The organism is Ruegeria sp. AF3 (assembly GCF_056536285.1).
This window is the reverse complement of record NZ_JBQFJM010000001.1, coordinates 678,674-695,193: the sequence shown is the minus strand read 5'-3', so window position 1 is coordinate 695,193 and position 16,520 is coordinate 678,674. Positions and strand designations below refer to the sequence as shown.

The following is a 16,520-nucleotide window of genomic DNA, read 5'->3' as shown; positions in this document are numbered from 1 at the left end:
CTTGAAAAGGCAGGGTAATGCTGCAATTTGATACCTGGAAGCGGGTTCTGATCTGGCTGGTCTGCGTGACCGGCCTGCTCATGGCCCTGCCAAACGCATTTTACACGCGGGTCGAACAATCCAACGACGCCAAGGCCGCGATCGAGTTGGGCAACGACACACCCCAGATGCAGGCTGAAGCCGCGCAATGGCCGAGTTGGTTGCCGTCATCCCTGGTCAATCTTGGCCTCGACCTGCGCGGCGGCGCGCATTTGCTGGCCGAAGTACAAGTACAAGACGTCTACGGCTCCCGGATGGAGGCGATGTGGCCGGAAATCCGCGACGCCCTGCGCGATGAACGTGCCACGGTGGGAACCATCCGCCGTCAGGACTCGGCTGCGGGTGAGATTCGCGTGCGCATTAGCCAGCCCGAAGGAATGCCACAGGCATTGGAGGTTGTCCGCGGTCTGGCACGGCAAGTGCAGACCCTGACAGGTGTAGGTGCCACAGATATCGAAGCCCGCGCGGATGGTGACACAATTGTTGTTCAACTGTCCGAGGCAGAAAAACTGGCCTCGGATGACCGCACGGTGCGTCAGGCGTTGGAAATCATCCGCCGCCGGATCGACGAAGTCGGTACACGTGAGCCCACAATTCAGCGTCAGGGGACGGATCGTATCTTAATTCAGGTGCCGGGTATCGGCAGTGCGGGTGAACTGAAGGAAATTATCGGAACAACAGCACAGTTGACCTTCAACCCGGTTGTCGGGCGCGGAACCGATCCGGATGCCGTTGCAGGCGTCGGCGAAAAAATCGTGCCGTCGATCGACGAAAACGGCGTTTATTACACCATCGAATCCGCTCCGGTCGTGACAGGAGAGGAACTGGTCGACGCGCAGCCATCCTTCGATCAGAACGGCCGCCCTGCGGTCAGCTTCCGATTCAACACATCCGGGGCACGCAAGTTCGGGGATTATACCCGTGACAATATCGGCGCACCCTTTGCAATCGTTCTGGATGACGAAGTGATCTCGGCCCCCGTGATCCAAAGCCATATCCCGGGCGGATCGGGTATCATCACCGGTAATTTCACCGTTGAGGAAAGCACCAATCTGGCCGTCCTGTTGCGTGCAGGTGCTTTGCCCGCAGGGCTGGAATTCCTGGAAGAACGCACCATCGGGCCCGAACTGGGGCAGGACAGTATCGACGCAGGCAAAGTTGCCACAATCGTGGCCTTTGTCGCCGTGCTGGTATTCATGGCGCTCAGCTATGGCCTGTTCGGTGTCTTCGCCAATATCGCGCTGATCATCAACGTGGGCCTGTTGTTCGGTTTGCTGTCCCTGATCGGCGCAACCCTGACTCTGCCGGGGATTGCAGGGATCGTTCTGACGGTCGGTATGGCGGTGGATGCCAACGTACTGATCTTTGAACGCATCCGCGAAGAACTGAAATCCGCCAGAGGTCCAGCCCGCGCCATCGATCTGGGCTATGAAAAGGCGTTGTCGGCCATTCTGGACGCCAACGTAACCACTTTCATCACCGCCGTTATCCTGTTTGCCATGGGCAGCGGCCCTGTGCGCGGGTTCGCGATCACTCTGGGCCTGGGTATCCTGACATCGGTCTTCACCGCGATCTTCGTGACGCGCCTGATGGTTGTCATGTGGTTCGAACGCCGCCGACCAAAAACGATCGAGGTTTGACATGAGACTGAAACTCGTACCCCAAAGCACCTCGTTCGACTTTTTCAATCGCTGGAAAATCTGGCTTGGAATCTCCGGCCTGATGATGGTGATTGCGTTCTCCTCATTTCTGCTGCAGGGACTGAACTTCGGCATCGATTTCCGCGGTGGAACCACGATTCGTACCCAAAGCGCACAAGAAATCGACGTGGGTGTTTACCGCGATGCTTTGTCTCCGCTGCAACTGGGTGACGTCACCATCACCGAGATTTTTGATCCAAGCTTCGGTCCCGATGAAAATGTCGCAATGATCCGTATTCAGGCTCAGGAAGACGCCGAAGCGGTCACAGCAGACGTGATCACCCAGGTCGGCGAAGCGCTGGCTGCCGCAGACCCCGGACTCAAACTGCCGTTTGAAAGTGTCGAATCCGTTGGTCCAAAAGTGTCGGGCGAGCTGATTCAGACGGCCGTTATCGCGGTTGTCTTGGCCATCGGTGCCGTTCTTGTCTACATCTGGCTGCGCTTTGAATGGCAGTTTGCACTTGGGGCGGTTGCTGCATTGGTGCACGACGTGATCCTGACCATTGGCATCTTCTCGGAACTGCAAATCCGCTTTGATCTGGCGATCATAGCGGCGTTGTTGACCATCGTCGGCTATTCGCTGAACGACACCGTGGTCGTTTTCGACCGGGTGCGCGAGAACCTGCGGAAATATAAACAGAAAGATCTGAAAGAGGTTCTGAACTTATCGATCAACGAAACCCTGAGCCGGACGGTGATGACCTCGGTCACAACTTTGCTGGCGTTGATCTCGCTTTATCTGCTGGGCGGGGACGTCATCCGCGGATTCGTCTTCGCGATGATCTGGGGTGTCGTCGTCGGGACCTATTCGTCGGTCTTCGTGGCTTCGACCATCCTGCTTTGGCTGGGGGTCAAGCGCGACTGGTCCAAACCGTCGAACACGGCGGGCAACCAGTTTGCCAATATTGATGCCTGAGGCCCTGCAACAGGCCCTGGCCCTGCCGGGCCTCACTTGGCTGATCCTGACTATCGGAGCCGCGGGACTTGTCCGCGGCTTCACAGGTTTTGGCACCGCGATGATCTTTGTGCCGGTGGCGACCCAGTTCTTGCCTATTGCAGATGTGGTCTTTCTGATGGCCGCCACCGGAATCGCATCAACATTTGCCTTGGCGCCTCAGGCGTGGCGGGATTGCGACAAGGTCGAAATCAGCACTCTGGGCTTTGCTGCAACCGTAACTGTTCCATTGGGGCTGTGGATCATGGTGCAGGTGGACTCGGTTGCGTTGCGCTGGGTTGTCTGTGGCATCACCGGTCTGACCCTGCTGGCCGTGGTTACCGGCTGGCGATGGGAGGGGAAACTGGGACTACCCGGACGTCTCGCCATCGGCGGCAGCGCGGGCATTGTCGGCGGCATGACCGGGCTGACTGGTCCGGTTGTCATCGTGTTCTATCTGGCCAGTTCCACAGACGTGCGCAAGATTCGCGCCAACACCATCATTTTTCTGGCATTGCTGGACGTCGTCATCGTTTTCAACATTCTCATCAGCGGTGCTGCAGATTTGTCGATCCTGTGGATTGTCCTTCTGCTGTGCGTGCCTTATCTGATCACTACGCTTATCGGCAAAGCACTGTTCGACCCGAGACTCGAACGGATCTACCGCCTTGCGGCCTATTCGGTCATCCTTATCGCCGTCATTTCCGGGCTGCCGCTTCTGGATTGAAGAAGGGACATCATGCGTCTGAATCAGATTACTTTTACAGATGCCAAACCCGTAGACGGTTATGGCCCCGGTTTTTTCCGAATTGGCGGTGATGTCTTCCACGGCGCTGTCCTGACAGGCCCGGCAGGCCCTGCAGAGTGGGGCGGTTTTGACGACCGACACCCCCTTCTGGAATTGGTGGGCAGGATCGACGTCCTGCTCATCGGTACGGGCGCGGACATGGCCCACATCCCTCAATCCCTGAGGGTTGAGCTGGAGAATGCCGGACTTGGTGTCGAAATCATGAACTCCCCCGCCGCCTGCCGCACCTACAATGTGCTGCTCGCCGAAGGCCGCCGCATCGCACTTGCCCTGATCCCAGTCTGACGGGATCCTCTTCATCTGGCCGAAAATATCCCGGGGAGTGTGGGGGGCTGGCCCCTCACTCCGACATGGGGCAGCGGTTGTGCACCGGCATCCTGCGGCAAATCTCGCCTTTTGCCCCTGCGGACAATCCGCTAAGCGGGTCTCATGACTTTGACTGTAACAGATCTGACGATCACACGTGGCGGTGTTCCCGTCCTTGAGGGCCTCAGCTTTCAGCTGTCGCCGGGCAAGGCTCTGATCCTGCGGGGGCCGAACGGTATCGGAAAAACGACGCTTCTGCGCACGTTGGCTGGCTTGCAACCTCCGCTGGAAGGCAAGATCGAAGGGGCCGAGGACCAGATCGCTTACGCGTCCCATTCGGACGGGCTCAAACCGACATTGTCAGTGACTGAAAACCTGACATTCTGGGCAGCGGTCTTTGGCACATATGACATCCAGCCGGCGCTGGACGCTTTTGAATTGAACGAACTCGCCGACCGTCACGCCGGCAACCTTTCGGCGGGCCAGAAACGGCGGTTGGGGTTGGCACGGATGCTGGTCACAGGGCGGCCGATCTGGATGCTGGACGAGCCGACCGTCTCGCTGGACAGAAACGCGGTGCAAATGTTTGCCGACGCTGTGCGGGTACATCTGGGTCAGGGCGGGTCAGCCCTGATCGCGACCCATATAGATCTTGGCCTGGATGGCGAGGTTCTGGACGTCGGTCCGAACAAGGCCAAACCCAAGCCCATCGACGATTTCGACGGAGGTTTCCTGTGATCGCCCTGTTGCTGCGCGACCTGAAACTGGCTTTCCGCGCGGGCGGCGGGTTCGGGCTGGGTCTGGCCTTTTTCCTGATCGTGACCGTGATGGTGCCATTTGCAGTGGGGCCGCAATCCTCGCTTCTGTCCACGATTGCACCCGGTGTGCTCTGGCTGGGGGCCTTGCTGGCCTGCCTTCTGTCGCTTGACCGCCTGCTGGCACTGGACTGGGAAGACGGCTCGCTCGACCTCCTGGCTACAGCACCGCTGCCGCTTGAATCGGTTGTCACTGTCAAGGCGCTGGCCCATTGGCTGACCACCGGCTTACCGCTGGTTCTGGCCGCGCCGTTTCTGGGCGTACTTCTGAACCTGCCGGTGCCGGGGTTCTTCTGGCTGGTCATCTCGCTGTTGATAGGTACCCCGGCCATGAGCGTCATCGGGACATTTGGTGCTGCGCTGACCGTTGGTCTGAAACGTGGCGGGCTATTGCTGTCGCTTCTTGTGTTGCCGCTTTACGTCCCCACCTTGATATTCGGGGCCGAAGTTGCCCGGCGTGGAGCAACAGGGATGGAGGTGCAGACACCACTGCTGATGCTGGCCGGGATCACGGCGGCGACCATTGCATTGTTGCCCTTTGCCAGCGCTGCCGTGCTACGTATCAATCTGCGGTGAACCGCGACAAGTTTGATGGATGTCAATTGAGAACCACCCCAACTCGGACTAGATAGGGCCCATGTCAATCGCAGCCAAAGCCAACGCCCTCTGGGAATATGCCAACCCGCGCAAGTTTCTTGAAACCAGCGAACGGGTCCTGCCGTTTTTCTGGATTGTCTCGACCATCTGCATCGTTGTCGGTCTGACATGGGGCTTTTTCTTTACACCGGACGACTACAAGCAGGGGTCGACCGTCAAGATCATCTATCTGCATGTTCCGGCGGCCCTGATGGCGATCAATTGCTGGCTGATGATGCTTGCCACCTCATTGGTTTGGCTGGTGCGTCGCCACCATGTCAGCGCGCTTGCGGCACGCGCTGCTGCACCGATCGGTATCGTAATGACCCTGATAGCGCTGCTGACGGGGGCCATCTGGGGACAGCCCATGTGGGGCACATGGTGGGCCTGGGATCCGCGCCTGACATCGTTCCTGATCCTGTTTCTGTTCTACCTTGGCTATGTCGCCTTGTGGGAAGCTATCGAAGATCCGGATACCGCAGCCGATCTGACCTCGGTTCTGTGTCTGGTGGGGTCGGTCTTTGCGATCCTCAGCCGGTATGCGGTGAATTTCTGGAATCAGGGCCTGCATCAGGGCGCATCGGTCATGCGGGCGGGGGCCGTTACCGGGGCGGATACGGAAGAGAAGGTCAGCAATGTCTTTTTCTACCCCCTGCTGGCCTGCATCATCGGATTTGTTCTGCTGTTCATCGCATTGGTGTTGTACCGCACCGGAACGGAAATTCGCGCCCGTCGTATCAAGGCGCTACAGGCACGGGAAAGGGTGGGCGGATGATCCCCGATCTTGGAAAATATGCAGACGCCGTTTTGTCGTCTTATGCCGTTTCCATTGCCCTTATCGTGGCACTGGTTGCGTTCAGCGTGATGCGCGGGCGCAAGGTGCGTGCGGAAATGGAGAAGGTCGAACAGAGGATGTCGCGCAATGGCTAAAATCTCGCCCCTGATGATTGCGCCGCCTCTGATTTTTGGCGCATTCGCGGTTCTCGCAGGCATCGGCATGTTTCGCGAAGATCCCAACGCCTTGCCCTCGGCCCGCGAAGGGCAACCGGCGCCGCCCGTGGTTCTCACCGAGTTTCCGGGAAAGACCCTTTTCGACGATGAAACGCTGCGCAACGGAGAGGTCAAGCTGGTCAACTATTGGGCCAGTTGGTGCGCGCCATGCCGCGCCGAGCACCCCAACCTCGAGGCTCTGGCGGCTGAAGGCATCCCGGTTTACGGCATCAACTACAAAGACAAGCTGAGCAATGCCGAGGCTTTCCTGGATGACCTTGGTGATCCGTACACCGCCATGGGCCGCGACGAACAGGGCCGAATGGCGATTGACTGGGGTCTGTACGGCGTTCCCGAGACCTACGTGATCGACGGTGACGGAACGATCATTCTGCGCTTTGCTGGCCCGATTACGCAGCGTGTCATTGCAAGCACCATCCGGCCTGCGCTTGAGAATGCTGCGGGCGGTTCATAAACGATAGCCTCCCGTTACGGACAAAACTTCACCTGTGATGAACGAGGCCGCGTCCGATGCCAGAAACCTGATCACTTTGGCTATATCCTCGGGCCGTCCGGCCCGGCCCAACGCAGTATCCTTCACGAAAAGTTCTGTCAGTTCTTCCGAACGAGGCGCTTCAGGAATGTTGATCGCACCGGGGGCCACAGCATTGACGCGTATCCCGTTTGGCCCCAACTCTTTGGCCATGGCACGGGTCCACAGGTTCAGAGCCGCCTTGCTGGCACCATAAGTGACAGCATCACGGGGCGGCAACACTGCATTCATCGACGAGATACTGACAATGGCGGCGCCCCGTTCCAAATGTGGCAAAGCTGCAGCCAGCAAAGCAGCGGGGGCTAGCAGATTCATATCCAGAATGGCGCGATGCTCCTCCGCTTGGAACTCCTCTTTTGGCGTCGATCGAACCAACCCAGCATTGTTCACGATCACATCAAGTCGTCCAAACCGCTCCATCACTTGCGCAATCACCGCCGCAGGTTGATCAGGAGCCGTCAGATCCGAACGGATCGCCAAAGCTTCCCCCCGCAATAGCGTCGCCCGAGGGTTGGTGGACAACCAAGTGAACGCCACCCTATGGTCGCGGCTCAACTCCTCTACGATGGCGTGTCCAATACCCCGCGCCCCGCCTGTTATCAACGCCACCTTTTCCATAACCACCTCCTGTTTTCAGAGTGCCGCGTATATCCAACTTCTTCTGCTGAATAAAACTTCGGAGCGCGAGGCAGAGCCTTGCAAAAGAAAGGACGCCCGAAGGCGCCCTCAAAACTTTCTTATCCGCTGCGTTCGTCAGCCAGCCTTCGCCAGATTTCTCAGCACGTAATGCAGCACGCCGCCGTTTTCGATGTATTCGATCTCAGGCGCGGTATCGATCCGGCATTTCAACTGGATGGTCGTCTCAGCCCCATCTGCATAGGTGATGGTGCAGGGCACGATCTGCAACGGCTCGACCGTATCCAGACCGTGGATCGAGACGGTTTCGTTCCCCTTCAGACCCAGGGTTATGCGGGTATCTCCACCGGTGAATTCGAACGGGATAACGCCCATGCCAACCAGATTAGACCGGTGGATCCGCTCAAAGCTTTCCGCAATCACGGCTTTGACACCCAGCAGTGCGGTGCCCTTGGCCGCCCAGTCACGGCTTGAGCCCGCGCCGTATTGTTCGCCACCAAACACAACCAGCGGAGTGCCATTAGCCTGATAGGCCATCGAGGCGTCGTAGATCGATGTCTGTTCGCCATCCGGGCCTTTGGTATAGCCGCCCTCAACTCCGTCCAACATCTCGTTCTTGATGCGGATATTGGCAAAGGTGCCGCGCATCATGACTTCGTGGTTGCCCCGTCGCGAGCCGTACGAGTTGAATTCGCGCGGTTGAACCTGACGGTCGGTCAGATATTTGCCTGCTGGCGTCGTTGCCGCGAATGACCCCGCGGGTGAGATATGGTCGGTGGTCACCATGTCGCCCAGAATGGCCAGAACTTTGGCGCCTTCGATATTCGAGATCGTGCCCGGTTCCGCCCCCATACCCTGGAAATAGGGCGGGTTCTGGATGTAGGTCGACGTTGGCGGCCAGTCATAGGTTTCCTGTTGCGGAACCTCTACGCTTTGCCATTTCTCATCGCCCTTGAAGACGTCCGCATATTTCGACTGGAACGCTTCGCGGGTTACGGTCGCTTCAACCAGTTCCGCGATTTCGCTTTGGGTCGGCCAAATGTCCTTCATGAAGACGTTGTTGCCGTTCTTGTCCTGACCGATAGGTTCGGACGTCAGATCGATGTCGAGCGTACCTGCCAGCGCATAGACAACAACCAACGGCGGCGAAGCCAGATAGTTGGCGCGGACATCCGGTGAGATACGGCCTTCGAAATTACGGTTGCCGGACAGAACCGACGTGGCGACAAGATCGCCCTCGGAAATGGCTTCAGAGATTTCTTTCTGGATCGGGCCCGAGTTGCCGATGCAGGTGGTGCAGCCGTACCCAACAAGGTTGAAACCGACCTTGTCCAGATCTTCTTGCAGTCCAGCGGCCTCAAGATAGGCCGATACAACCTGCGAACCGGGTGCCAGCGAGGTTTTGACCCAAGGCTTGCGGTTCAGACCCAGCGCTGCGGCTTTGCGGGCCACAAGGCCTGCACCGATCATCACGTAAGGGTTCGACGTGTTGGTGCAGGAGGTGATCGAAGCAATTACAACCTTGCCCGACTCCATGGTGTAGTCTTCGCCCTTGACCGCGACTTCCTTGCCCATCGGGCGCTTGAAGGTCTCTTTCATTTCCGTGGTGAAAGCGGCCTTGGCGTTGGTCAGCGCGACGTAGTCCTGCGGGCGTTTCGGGCCTGAAATTGCTGGAACGATTGTGCCCATGTCCAGCGACAGAGTGTCGGTGTAGATCGGTGCATAATCCGGGCCTCTCCAGAACCCGTTTTCCTTGGCGTAGGCTTCGACCAGCGTGATGCGGTCTTCGTCGCGGCCGGTGTTGCGCATGTAGCGAAGGGTTTCGCCGTCGATCGGGAAGAAGCCGCATGTTGCGCCGTATTCCGGCGCCATGTTGGCAATGGTTGCACGGTCAGCCAGCGGCAGGCGGTCCAGCCCCTCGCCATAGAACTCGACGAACTTGCCCACCACGCCCTTCGCGCGCAACAATTCGACAACCTTCAGAACAAGGTCCGTACCGGTGGTGCCTTCGACCATCGAGCCGGTCAACTCAAAACCGATCACCTCAGGGATCAGCATCGAGATCGGCTGACCCAGCATTGCAGCCTCCGCCTCGATTCCGCCAACACCCCATCCCAAAACGGCCATGCCGTTAACCATGGTGGTGTGGCTGTCGGTGCCAACCAGCGTGTCGGGATAGGCAACTTCTTCGCCGTTCTGATCGGTGTCGGTCCAGACCGTCTGCGCCAGATATTCCAGGTTCACCTGATGGCAGATACCGGTGCCGGGAGGCACAACGCGGAAATTGTTGAACGCGTTCTGACCCCATTTCAGGAACTGATAGCGTTCCATGTTGCGCTCGTATTCGCGGTCGACGTTCATCTGGAACGCACGCGGGTTCCCGAACTCGTCGATCATGACCGAGTGGTCGATAACCAGATCGACCGGGTTCAGCGGGTTGATCTTCTGTGCGTCACCGCCCAGGCCTTTGATCCCGTCGCGCATGGCGGCCAGATCGACCACCGCGGGAACACCGGTGAAGTCCTGCATCAGCACGCGGGCAGGGCGGTACGCAATCTCGCGCGGGTTCTTGCCGCCATTGGCACCCCATTCGGCAAATGCCTTGATGTCATCGACCGAGACCGAAAAGCCGCTGTCTTCAAATCGGAGCATGTTTTCCAGCACGACTTTCAACGCGGCGGGAAGGTTGGAGAAATCACCCAAACCGGCCTGCTGCGCGGCGGGGATCGAATAGTAGGAAATGGATTTGCCATTCACGTTCAGGCTGCGGCGTGTCTTGGCGGTATCCTGTCCGACTTTAATGGGCATCTGGTGGCCTCCCTTCTCAAATGGCTTGGATTTCGGGCATCGCTGAGTGTTATCTGCATCACCCAAGCCGTTGGTTCAAGGTTCAATAGCACTGGATTTGCAATTTTGTATACCATTGCACACATTTAGGCGGCGAATTGCAGAAGCCGCCCTCAAGAAACGTTGATTGGCGGTTGAGCGGCAAAACGGCTATCCCAGAGAACACCCGTTCAATCCGAGAGTTTTTATGTTCAAGTCCGCTGCTTTGACCGCCCTCGTATCCTGCCTGTTCGCCACCCAAACCATGTCCGGTGAGGATCCTGTGGTGGTTGAGCTGTTCACCTCACAGGGGTGTTCATCTTGCCCGCCGGCGGACCGGATCATGCATGAGCTGGCGAAACGCGACGATGTCATCGGGCTGGCATTGCATGTCGACTATTGGGATTACATCGGCTGGAAAGACGAATATGCCGATCCTGATCACACGTTCCGGCAACGGGCTTATGCCCGCGAAAACGGAAAATCCATGATCTATACGCCCCAGATGATCATAAATGGTCAGCACGATATCGTCGGCGCTCAGGCTCAGGAGCTCGACCGTCTGATTGATGCGCATCTAACGGCCGCCCCCGAGGCAGCGGTGACCGCGACCCGAGACGCAGACGAAGTGACCGTGAGTGTGACACCTGTGGAATTGCCCGAAGGTGAGACCTATGACGTGCGTATCGTTCAGTATTCGCCCCTGCGCCATGCCTCGATCCGTCGCGGAGAGTTAGCCGGGCGGGAGTTGGATTATGCCAATGTTGTCGAAACCTGGCAGATTGCGGGCCAGTGGGATGGGCAAACACCGCAGACTTACTCGGCGCAGCTGGAACCAGACTTGCCAGCCGTCGTGCTTGTGCAAAGGGCCGGTCACGGGCCGATTGTTGCCGCGACATGGGCCAAGTGATCAGGGCAGGTTGTCCGGTTGGACGCCAAGCCCGTTCCAGCTTTTCCAGCGCCGATGGATCCAGAACCACTGTCCCATATGCTGCCGCACGATCTGTTCCAGATCGTCATTGGTGAACTGAGTCATCGTCTTTGGGTCCGTGTGCGGAACGGGATCATGCAGGATGATTTCAAAGTCGATGCCATTAGGCTGGCGCACGGCATAGCACGGTACAAGTACGGCCTTGTACTTGATGGCCAGTTCTGCGTTCAACACGGATGTCACGGCAGGCTTGCCGAAGAATGTCAGCTCTTCGCCCCCTAACGCATGCAGGTCGGATACGATAGCGATAATTCCACCGTTCTTGAGTGACCGGACCATTTCGACCATACCGCGCCGCCCCTGTTCGAACATCGGCGCGCCGGTTTTGTAAAAAGCTTCGACATAGGCGTCGTTGAAATAAGGATTCGCCATCCGCCGGTAGAGGCATCCAATCGGTTTGCCGCTGTGTTTCTGCAGGGCGACGCGTGCGGCCAGATAGTGACCGAAATGCGCAGTGATCATCATCACCGGACGCCCTTCGGCAATCGCTGCATCAAACGCAGCAATACCCGGCCCGGATATCTTGGCGTTCACCTGACGTTCGATGAAACCTTCGGGTGAGAAATGCTCCATTATTGCCCGACCGGCATTATCCGACACGTCACGATAAATCTTTGTGATCTCGGCGTCAGACAATTCAGGGCAGGTGAGCTTTAGATTCCGGCGGACACGGGTGCGAAATCCAACGACGGGCGCAAGGGTTTTCATGATTGCACCCATGGTTGCTATGCGCCTTTCATAAGGAAGCAGGCGCATAGCGCTGATGATTCCCTGCAGGAACATATTGGCGACATAGTATTTTCCAAGCTCAAACCGGCTGAGCTCCGACTTTTCGACGGGCATGGAGGTGTCTCACCGCGTGTTGCGAAATGTTGCCTAAGACATACAACCCGGTACCCGTAACCTCAAGCACCCAAGCGAAATGGCCGCCCCAACGATTTTGTGGGAGCGCCTGTTCCTGCCTCAACCCGTGCTTTCGTCTTCTTCCTTTTCAATCAGCGTAATTGTTCCGGCGTCAGACAGGGCACGAACCGCCCCAACAATCTGGGTCATGGCATCTTCGGCCTCAGATTGCTTGACCCGCCCGCGTTCCGCGATTTCCTCGCGCAGGTTATCTGCCATACGAGAGGAGATATTCGACAGCAGAAACTCGACAGATGCCTTGTCATCATCCGCGGCTGCACCAGCCAGTGCCGCGACCAGAACAGGCTGATCGACTTCCCGCAATATCGCTGGAACATCACGGGGCGAGATCCGGCTGGAGATATGGGCGAAGGTAAAGATCGACCGGCGCACCAGATCGGCAAAATCAGCGTCGTCCTCATCCAGCGCGTTCAGCAGGTCGTCGCGCGTGGCAGACGCAGACTGGTTCAGAATTGCACCCACCCGCGCGCCCGGACCGTCATTGAAGGCCTGAACAGGCCGCTGATCCAACTGAGCAGCCAGTGACCAGCCAATACGCTCAACCGCTTCGGGTGTGACATTTGCTGTTTTCGAGATTGCGTAAGTGATCCGCCGCGCCACCGGACCCGGCATGTGGCCCAGCATCTGCGCCGCCTGTGCCGTATCCATTTTCGATAGCATCACAGCGGCCACTTCGGTGCTTTCCGCCTGTGCCATGGTCGCAAGGTCCTGGGCTGGAATGTCGCGCAACCTTTGCCAGGGATCACCGATCTGACGAACTCCGGCAATTTTGCGCAAACGTGCCGCTGTTGCGGGTGTGATTTTTCCACTGACGGCATCCAAGGCCCCGGCAAGCCCATGTGGAAAGGCCAGACCGACATTGTCCAGGGCTTCGCTGAACTCCTGTGCCACGGCACCCAGGGTCACGCGATCCACAAGACCCATTTCCCCCAATTGATGTGTCAGTTTTTCTTGCAGGTCGTCGGGAAGCTCCTCCAACGGAAGATCGGCGCCTTCGTTCAACAACAGGCGCACGACGACGGCCGCCTTCTGACGGCTGGTCAAAGATCGGGGAACAAGGCGCGGGCTGTCGCTACCCCCTGCGGAAAACGGGGCCGAAGCCCCTTGAACCGTTTGAATTAATGCGTTGGTGTTTTGCATCTGCCTGTGGAGCCAAAGTTTTCGAACCACAGGCAGATTAGAGAGAGTCGGGTTAAATAACCCTGAACCTTAATAACTGTATGTCAGACCCGTTCGGATCGCTTCACGCAGCGACGCCTCGGCCCAGGTGCCTTCTCCGCCACGGGCCTTTATTTCGCGCCATTGCTCGATCGCCAGATCGGTTCGGCCTTCGGACACAAACCCCTGCGCCATGTAGCTGCGCGCCAAAAGATTGTCTGGGTTGGCATTGATCGCGTTTTGATAAAAGACATTTGCCAGTTCAAGCTCGCCCATCTTGCGATAGGTGAAACCCCAATAGGTCAGGACACGATCGTCGTCCTGATCCATGACGCGCAGAATGTCCTGAGCGTGCCCGTATTGCCCGTCATAGGCCAGTTCGCGGACCGCATTATACAGCTGATCATCTGTCAGGTTTGACTTGTCAGGTTTGACGCATTTTCCACGGGTTTCGTCATATACACGGCCGAACAGGCATTTCTTGGTTGTATTCGTCGGTTTCGGCGGGCTGCTGCTGTCACCACCTGCAGCATGGACAGCAGGCGCGAAGGCAAAGGCTTGCAAGGCAAGGGCAGAAGCTAACAAAAGGCGCATTTCTTTACTCCGTTCTCGGGGCTCTTATTGAAATCATAGTGCGATCTACAAAAAAGCTAACAGGGGAACGGTCGCTTTTATTCACGAACTGGACAAAAATTGTCAGCTGTTGACAGATTTCGCGCAGCTTTTTGTTTCAGTATCCCAGGCCGTACCGGGAGCGCAGGATTGGGTCTGTTTGGAATGCTGCTCGCAGGCAAGCCCGGCCGAAGCCACAAGAACCAGTGCCAATGCGCTTAGGATTGTTCGGATCATGATGTTTCCCTCGTATGGAAAAAGCACATGCAGGATACCGCATTTCCGTTGATCTGGCAAAAACAAGGGGGGGTGCCCTGCACGTGGCAGAGCACCCCCGGCTAATAGACTGAAAAGATTTCCGTTATTCGCCAAACACGCGCGCAAAGATCGTATCGACATGCTTGGTGTGATACCCGAGGTCGAATTTCTCTTCGATCTCCGCAGGGCTGAGTGCGGCAGTTACATCAGCATCCGCCAACAGTTCCTCCTTGAAGTCGGTGCGGTGTTCCCAAACCTTCAACGCGTTGCGCTGTACCATGGCATAGGCGTCCTCACGGCTTACGCCCGCTTGTGTCAGTGCCAACAGAACCCGCTGACTCATGACAAGGCCGGGAAACTTGTTCATGTTCTCGATCATGTTCTCGGGGAAGATCAGCATCTTGTCGACCACGCCTGTCAGCCGTGCCAGCGCAAAATCCAGCGTGATCGTGGCATCCGGACCGATCATGCGCTCGACCGAAGAATGCGAGATATCGCGTTCGTGCCAGAGCGCAACATTCTCCATCGCCGGTATTACGGCCGCGCGGACCATGCGCGCCAGACCGGTCAGGTTTTCGGTTAGCACCGGATTTTTCTTGTGCGGCATCGCCGAGGAGCCTTTCTGGCCCATCGAGAAGAACTCAGCCCCCTCCAGCACCTCGGTCCGCTGCATGTGGCGGATTTCGATGGCAATGTTTTCGATGCTGCTGGCGACAACGCCCAGCGTGGCAAAGAAGGCCGCGTGGCGGTCGCGCGGAATGACCTGCGTGCTGATCGGCTCAGGCACCAGCCCCAGCTTGTCACAGACATGTTCCTCGACCGCGGGATCAATATTGGCAAAGGTACCAACCGCGCCGCTGATCGCTCCGGTGGCGATTTCCGCACGCGCATCGCGCATCCGGGACAGGTTGCGGTCCATCTCGGCGTAGAAGCGGGCAAAGGTCAGACCCATGGTTGTCGGTTCGGCGTGGATGCCGTGGCTGCGTCCGATACGAACCGTGTTCTTATGTTCCATCGCGCGGCGCTTGAGCGCGGCCAAAAGCCCTTCCAAATCGGCAATCAGGATGTCGGCAGCGCGGGTCAGCTGTACGTTGAAACAAGTGTCCAGCACGTCCGAGCTGGTCATGCCCTGATGCACAAAACGCGCCTCTTCACTGCCGACATGCTCTGCAAGATGGGTCAGGAAGGCGATAACGTCATGCTTGGTGACGGCCTCGATCTCGTCGATGCGGGCGACATCGAATTCCACATCCTTGGCTTTCCAGACAGCGTCCGCATTTTCGCGCGGGATCACGCCCAGATCCGCCATGGCGTCGCACGCGTGCGCCTCGATCTCGTACCAGATGCGGAACTTGGTCTCGGGCGACCAGATGGCGACCATGTCGGGGCGGGAATAACGGGGAATCATAGGCGACGGCACCTTTATTGCAGATTGGATGAGGCGTTGGCGCGGGGTTTAGCCGCGTGCGGGGTAGGGAACAAGATGCGAGAGCGCATATGAGACGGTTTGCCCTGATTCTTGCCGTCTGTTCGGGCTTTTCAGCAGCAGACGGGTTCGGGAAACTGTCTTGCAAAGGACTTGGTGCGGCAGTGACGGGCAGGGTGCCGCTACAAGGCAGGTTTTGTACCCGCACTGGTTCTCACGGGATCATGCCGCCAGTTGGGGTTGATGCCCGTCTTGACCTTGCTGCCAAGCGATGCTGGACAAACAGCACATTGACTGTTCAATCTGAAAGGAAGGAAATAATCAGGTTATTGAGATATGCGTTTGTTTTCATGTTCGATACTTGCCCTCTGTGGTGCTTTTTGCGTCGGCGCAGCTGCACCAGCACTGGCTGACACACCCGTGACCTACACCGAGGAAGGCCGAGCGCTTTTTCGGTTTGACGTACCCGACTTCTGGATCCTTCGCACCGGCGGCCCGCGCGAGATTGAGGATACCGAACTGGGCGACGCCCGCGCGGTCGCGCGGGTTATGGGGCTCCGGCCGGTGACAGACGACGCAGTGTGGATGGGTTTCGTATCACCTTCGGGGGTTGGAACAATTCAGGGCGGCGTCCGGTACTTGCAGGATATCGACAAGTTTCTGGTCAAAGACCCGACGACGACCAGCACCAGCGATACCCGTATTGGCGGGTTGCCAGCCCGCGTGTTTCGGGGCACCGGGCACCGGGACGGCAAGGGAGTAAGCTTTTCCGCCACCGTCATTGACCTTCCGCAAGGCCGGGTTGCCATCGCAGTTGCCATTCTGCGGGACGGGGCGGACCCGAGTTATGCAGATGATCTGAACGCCGTTTTCGCGTCGTTCCGGGCACTTCAGTGAGGGAGGGAGCG

General features: G+C 57.9%; 17 protein-coding genes. 11 read left to right on the top strand and 6 right to left on the bottom strand.

Features of this window, described 5'->3' with window-relative positions:
- The first annotated feature begins 17 nt into the window (after positions 1–17).
- The 9 genes from secD (at position 18) to ACR3FC_RS03430 (ending at position 6,703) form a co-directional block, all read left to right on the top strand.
- Positions 18–1,679: a protein translocase subunit SecD gene (secD, locus tag ACR3FC_RS03470; RefSeq protein WP_480473418.1), complete on the top strand. Its 1,662-nt coding sequence runs from the start codon at positions 18–20 to the stop codon at positions 1,677–1,679.
- Position 1,680: 1 nt separating this feature from the next.
- On the top strand, positions 1,681–2,655 hold the full coding sequence (gene secF, locus ACR3FC_RS03465) for a protein translocase subunit SecF (protein ID WP_480473417.1): 975 nt from the start codon (positions 1,681–1,683) through the stop codon (positions 2,653–2,655).
- Positions 2,648–3,400, top strand: a complete 753-nt coding sequence (locus ACR3FC_RS03460) for a TSUP family transporter (RefSeq protein WP_480473416.1) — start codon at positions 2,648–2,650, stop codon at positions 3,398–3,400. The genes secF and ACR3FC_RS03460 overlap by 8 nt, the downstream gene beginning before the upstream one ends.
- 12 nt (positions 3,401–3,412) lie before the next feature.
- Entirely contained in the window at positions 3,413–3,766 is a 354-nt protein-coding gene (locus ACR3FC_RS03455; protein ID WP_480473415.1) for an Mth938-like domain-containing protein, read from the top strand.
- 144 nt (positions 3,767–3,910) lie between these two features.
- A complete protein-coding gene (gene ccmA, locus ACR3FC_RS03450) occupies positions 3,911–4,525 on the top strand; it encodes a heme ABC exporter ATP-binding protein CcmA (protein ID WP_480473414.1) in 615 nt (204 codons plus the stop codon).
- Positions 4,522–5,178, top strand: a complete 657-nt coding sequence (gene ccmB / locus ACR3FC_RS03445; protein WP_480473413.1) for a heme exporter protein CcmB — start codon at positions 4,522–4,524, stop codon at positions 5,176–5,178. The genes ccmA and ccmB overlap by 4 nt, the downstream gene beginning before the upstream one ends.
- 61 nt (positions 5,179–5,239) lie before the next feature.
- Positions 5,240–6,013 (top strand): heme ABC transporter permease, encoded by a 774-nt coding sequence (locus ACR3FC_RS03440; RefSeq protein WP_480473412.1) that lies wholly within the window; start codon positions 5,240–5,242, stop codon positions 6,011–6,013.
- Positions 6,010–6,168 (top strand): heme exporter protein CcmD, encoded by a 159-nt coding sequence (gene ccmD / locus ACR3FC_RS03435; RefSeq protein WP_209503508.1) that lies wholly within the window; start codon positions 6,010–6,012, stop codon positions 6,166–6,168. The genes ACR3FC_RS03440 and ccmD overlap by 4 nt, the downstream gene beginning before the upstream one ends.
- Positions 6,161–6,703 carry a DsbE family thiol:disulfide interchange protein gene (locus ACR3FC_RS03430; RefSeq protein ID WP_480473411.1) on the top strand — a complete coding sequence of 181 codons (543 nt, stop codon included), beginning with the start codon at positions 6,161–6,163 and terminating at the stop codon, positions 6,701–6,703. The genes ccmD and ACR3FC_RS03430 overlap by 8 nt, the downstream gene beginning before the upstream one ends.
- Here ACR3FC_RS03430 and ACR3FC_RS03425 read toward each other — a convergent pair.
- Both ACR3FC_RS03425 and acnA read right to left on the bottom strand, forming a co-directional pair.
- A complete protein-coding gene (locus tag ACR3FC_RS03425; protein ID WP_480473410.1) occupies positions 6,698–7,399 on the bottom strand; it encodes an SDR family NAD(P)-dependent oxidoreductase in 702 nt (233 codons plus the stop codon). The genes ACR3FC_RS03430 and ACR3FC_RS03425 overlap by 6 nt on opposite strands.
- Before the next feature lie 135 nt (positions 7,400–7,534).
- The gene (gene acnA, locus ACR3FC_RS03420; RefSeq protein ID WP_480473409.1) at positions 7,535–10,225 is read right to left on the bottom strand and encodes an aconitate hydratase AcnA; all 2,691 of its coding nucleotides are present in this window, start codon (positions 10,223–10,225) and stop codon (positions 7,535–7,537) included.
- A 226-nt stretch (positions 10,226–10,451) separates the two neighbouring features.
- On the opposite strand from acnA, the gene ACR3FC_RS03415 reads away from it, so the two are divergent.
- A complete protein-coding gene (locus tag ACR3FC_RS03415; protein ID WP_480473408.1) occupies positions 10,452–11,153 on the top strand; it encodes a DUF1223 domain-containing protein in 702 nt (233 codons plus the stop codon).
- Here the strand turns inward: ACR3FC_RS03415 and ACR3FC_RS03410 are convergent, their stop codons facing one another.
- The 4 genes from ACR3FC_RS03410 to purB form a co-directional block, all read right to left on the bottom strand.
- Positions 11,154–12,077 carry a lysophospholipid acyltransferase family protein gene (locus ACR3FC_RS03410; protein WP_480473407.1) on the bottom strand — a complete coding sequence of 308 codons (924 nt, stop codon included), beginning with the start codon at positions 12,075–12,077 and terminating at the stop codon, positions 11,154–11,156.
- Positions 12,078–12,197: 120 nt separating this feature from the next.
- Entirely contained in the window at positions 12,198–13,298 is a 1,101-nt protein-coding gene (locus ACR3FC_RS03405; protein WP_480473406.1) for a flagellar motor switch protein FliG, read from the bottom strand.
- Positions 13,299–13,367: 69 nt separating this feature from the next.
- Positions 13,368–13,910: a tetratricopeptide repeat protein gene (locus ACR3FC_RS03400; protein WP_480473405.1), complete on the bottom strand. Its 543-nt coding sequence runs from the start codon at positions 13,908–13,910 to the stop codon at positions 13,368–13,370.
- A gap of 379 nt (positions 13,911–14,289) precedes the next feature.
- A complete protein-coding gene (gene purB / locus ACR3FC_RS03395; protein WP_480473404.1) occupies positions 14,290–15,594 on the bottom strand; it encodes an adenylosuccinate lyase in 1,305 nt (434 codons plus the stop codon).
- Positions 15,595–15,948: 354 nt separating this feature from the next.
- Between purB and ACR3FC_RS03390 the strand changes: the two genes are divergently transcribed.
- A complete protein-coding gene (locus ACR3FC_RS03390; protein WP_480473403.1) occupies positions 15,949–16,509 on the top strand; it encodes a hypothetical protein in 561 nt (186 codons plus the stop codon).
- The last annotated feature ends 11 nt before the right edge of the window (positions 16,510–16,520 follow it).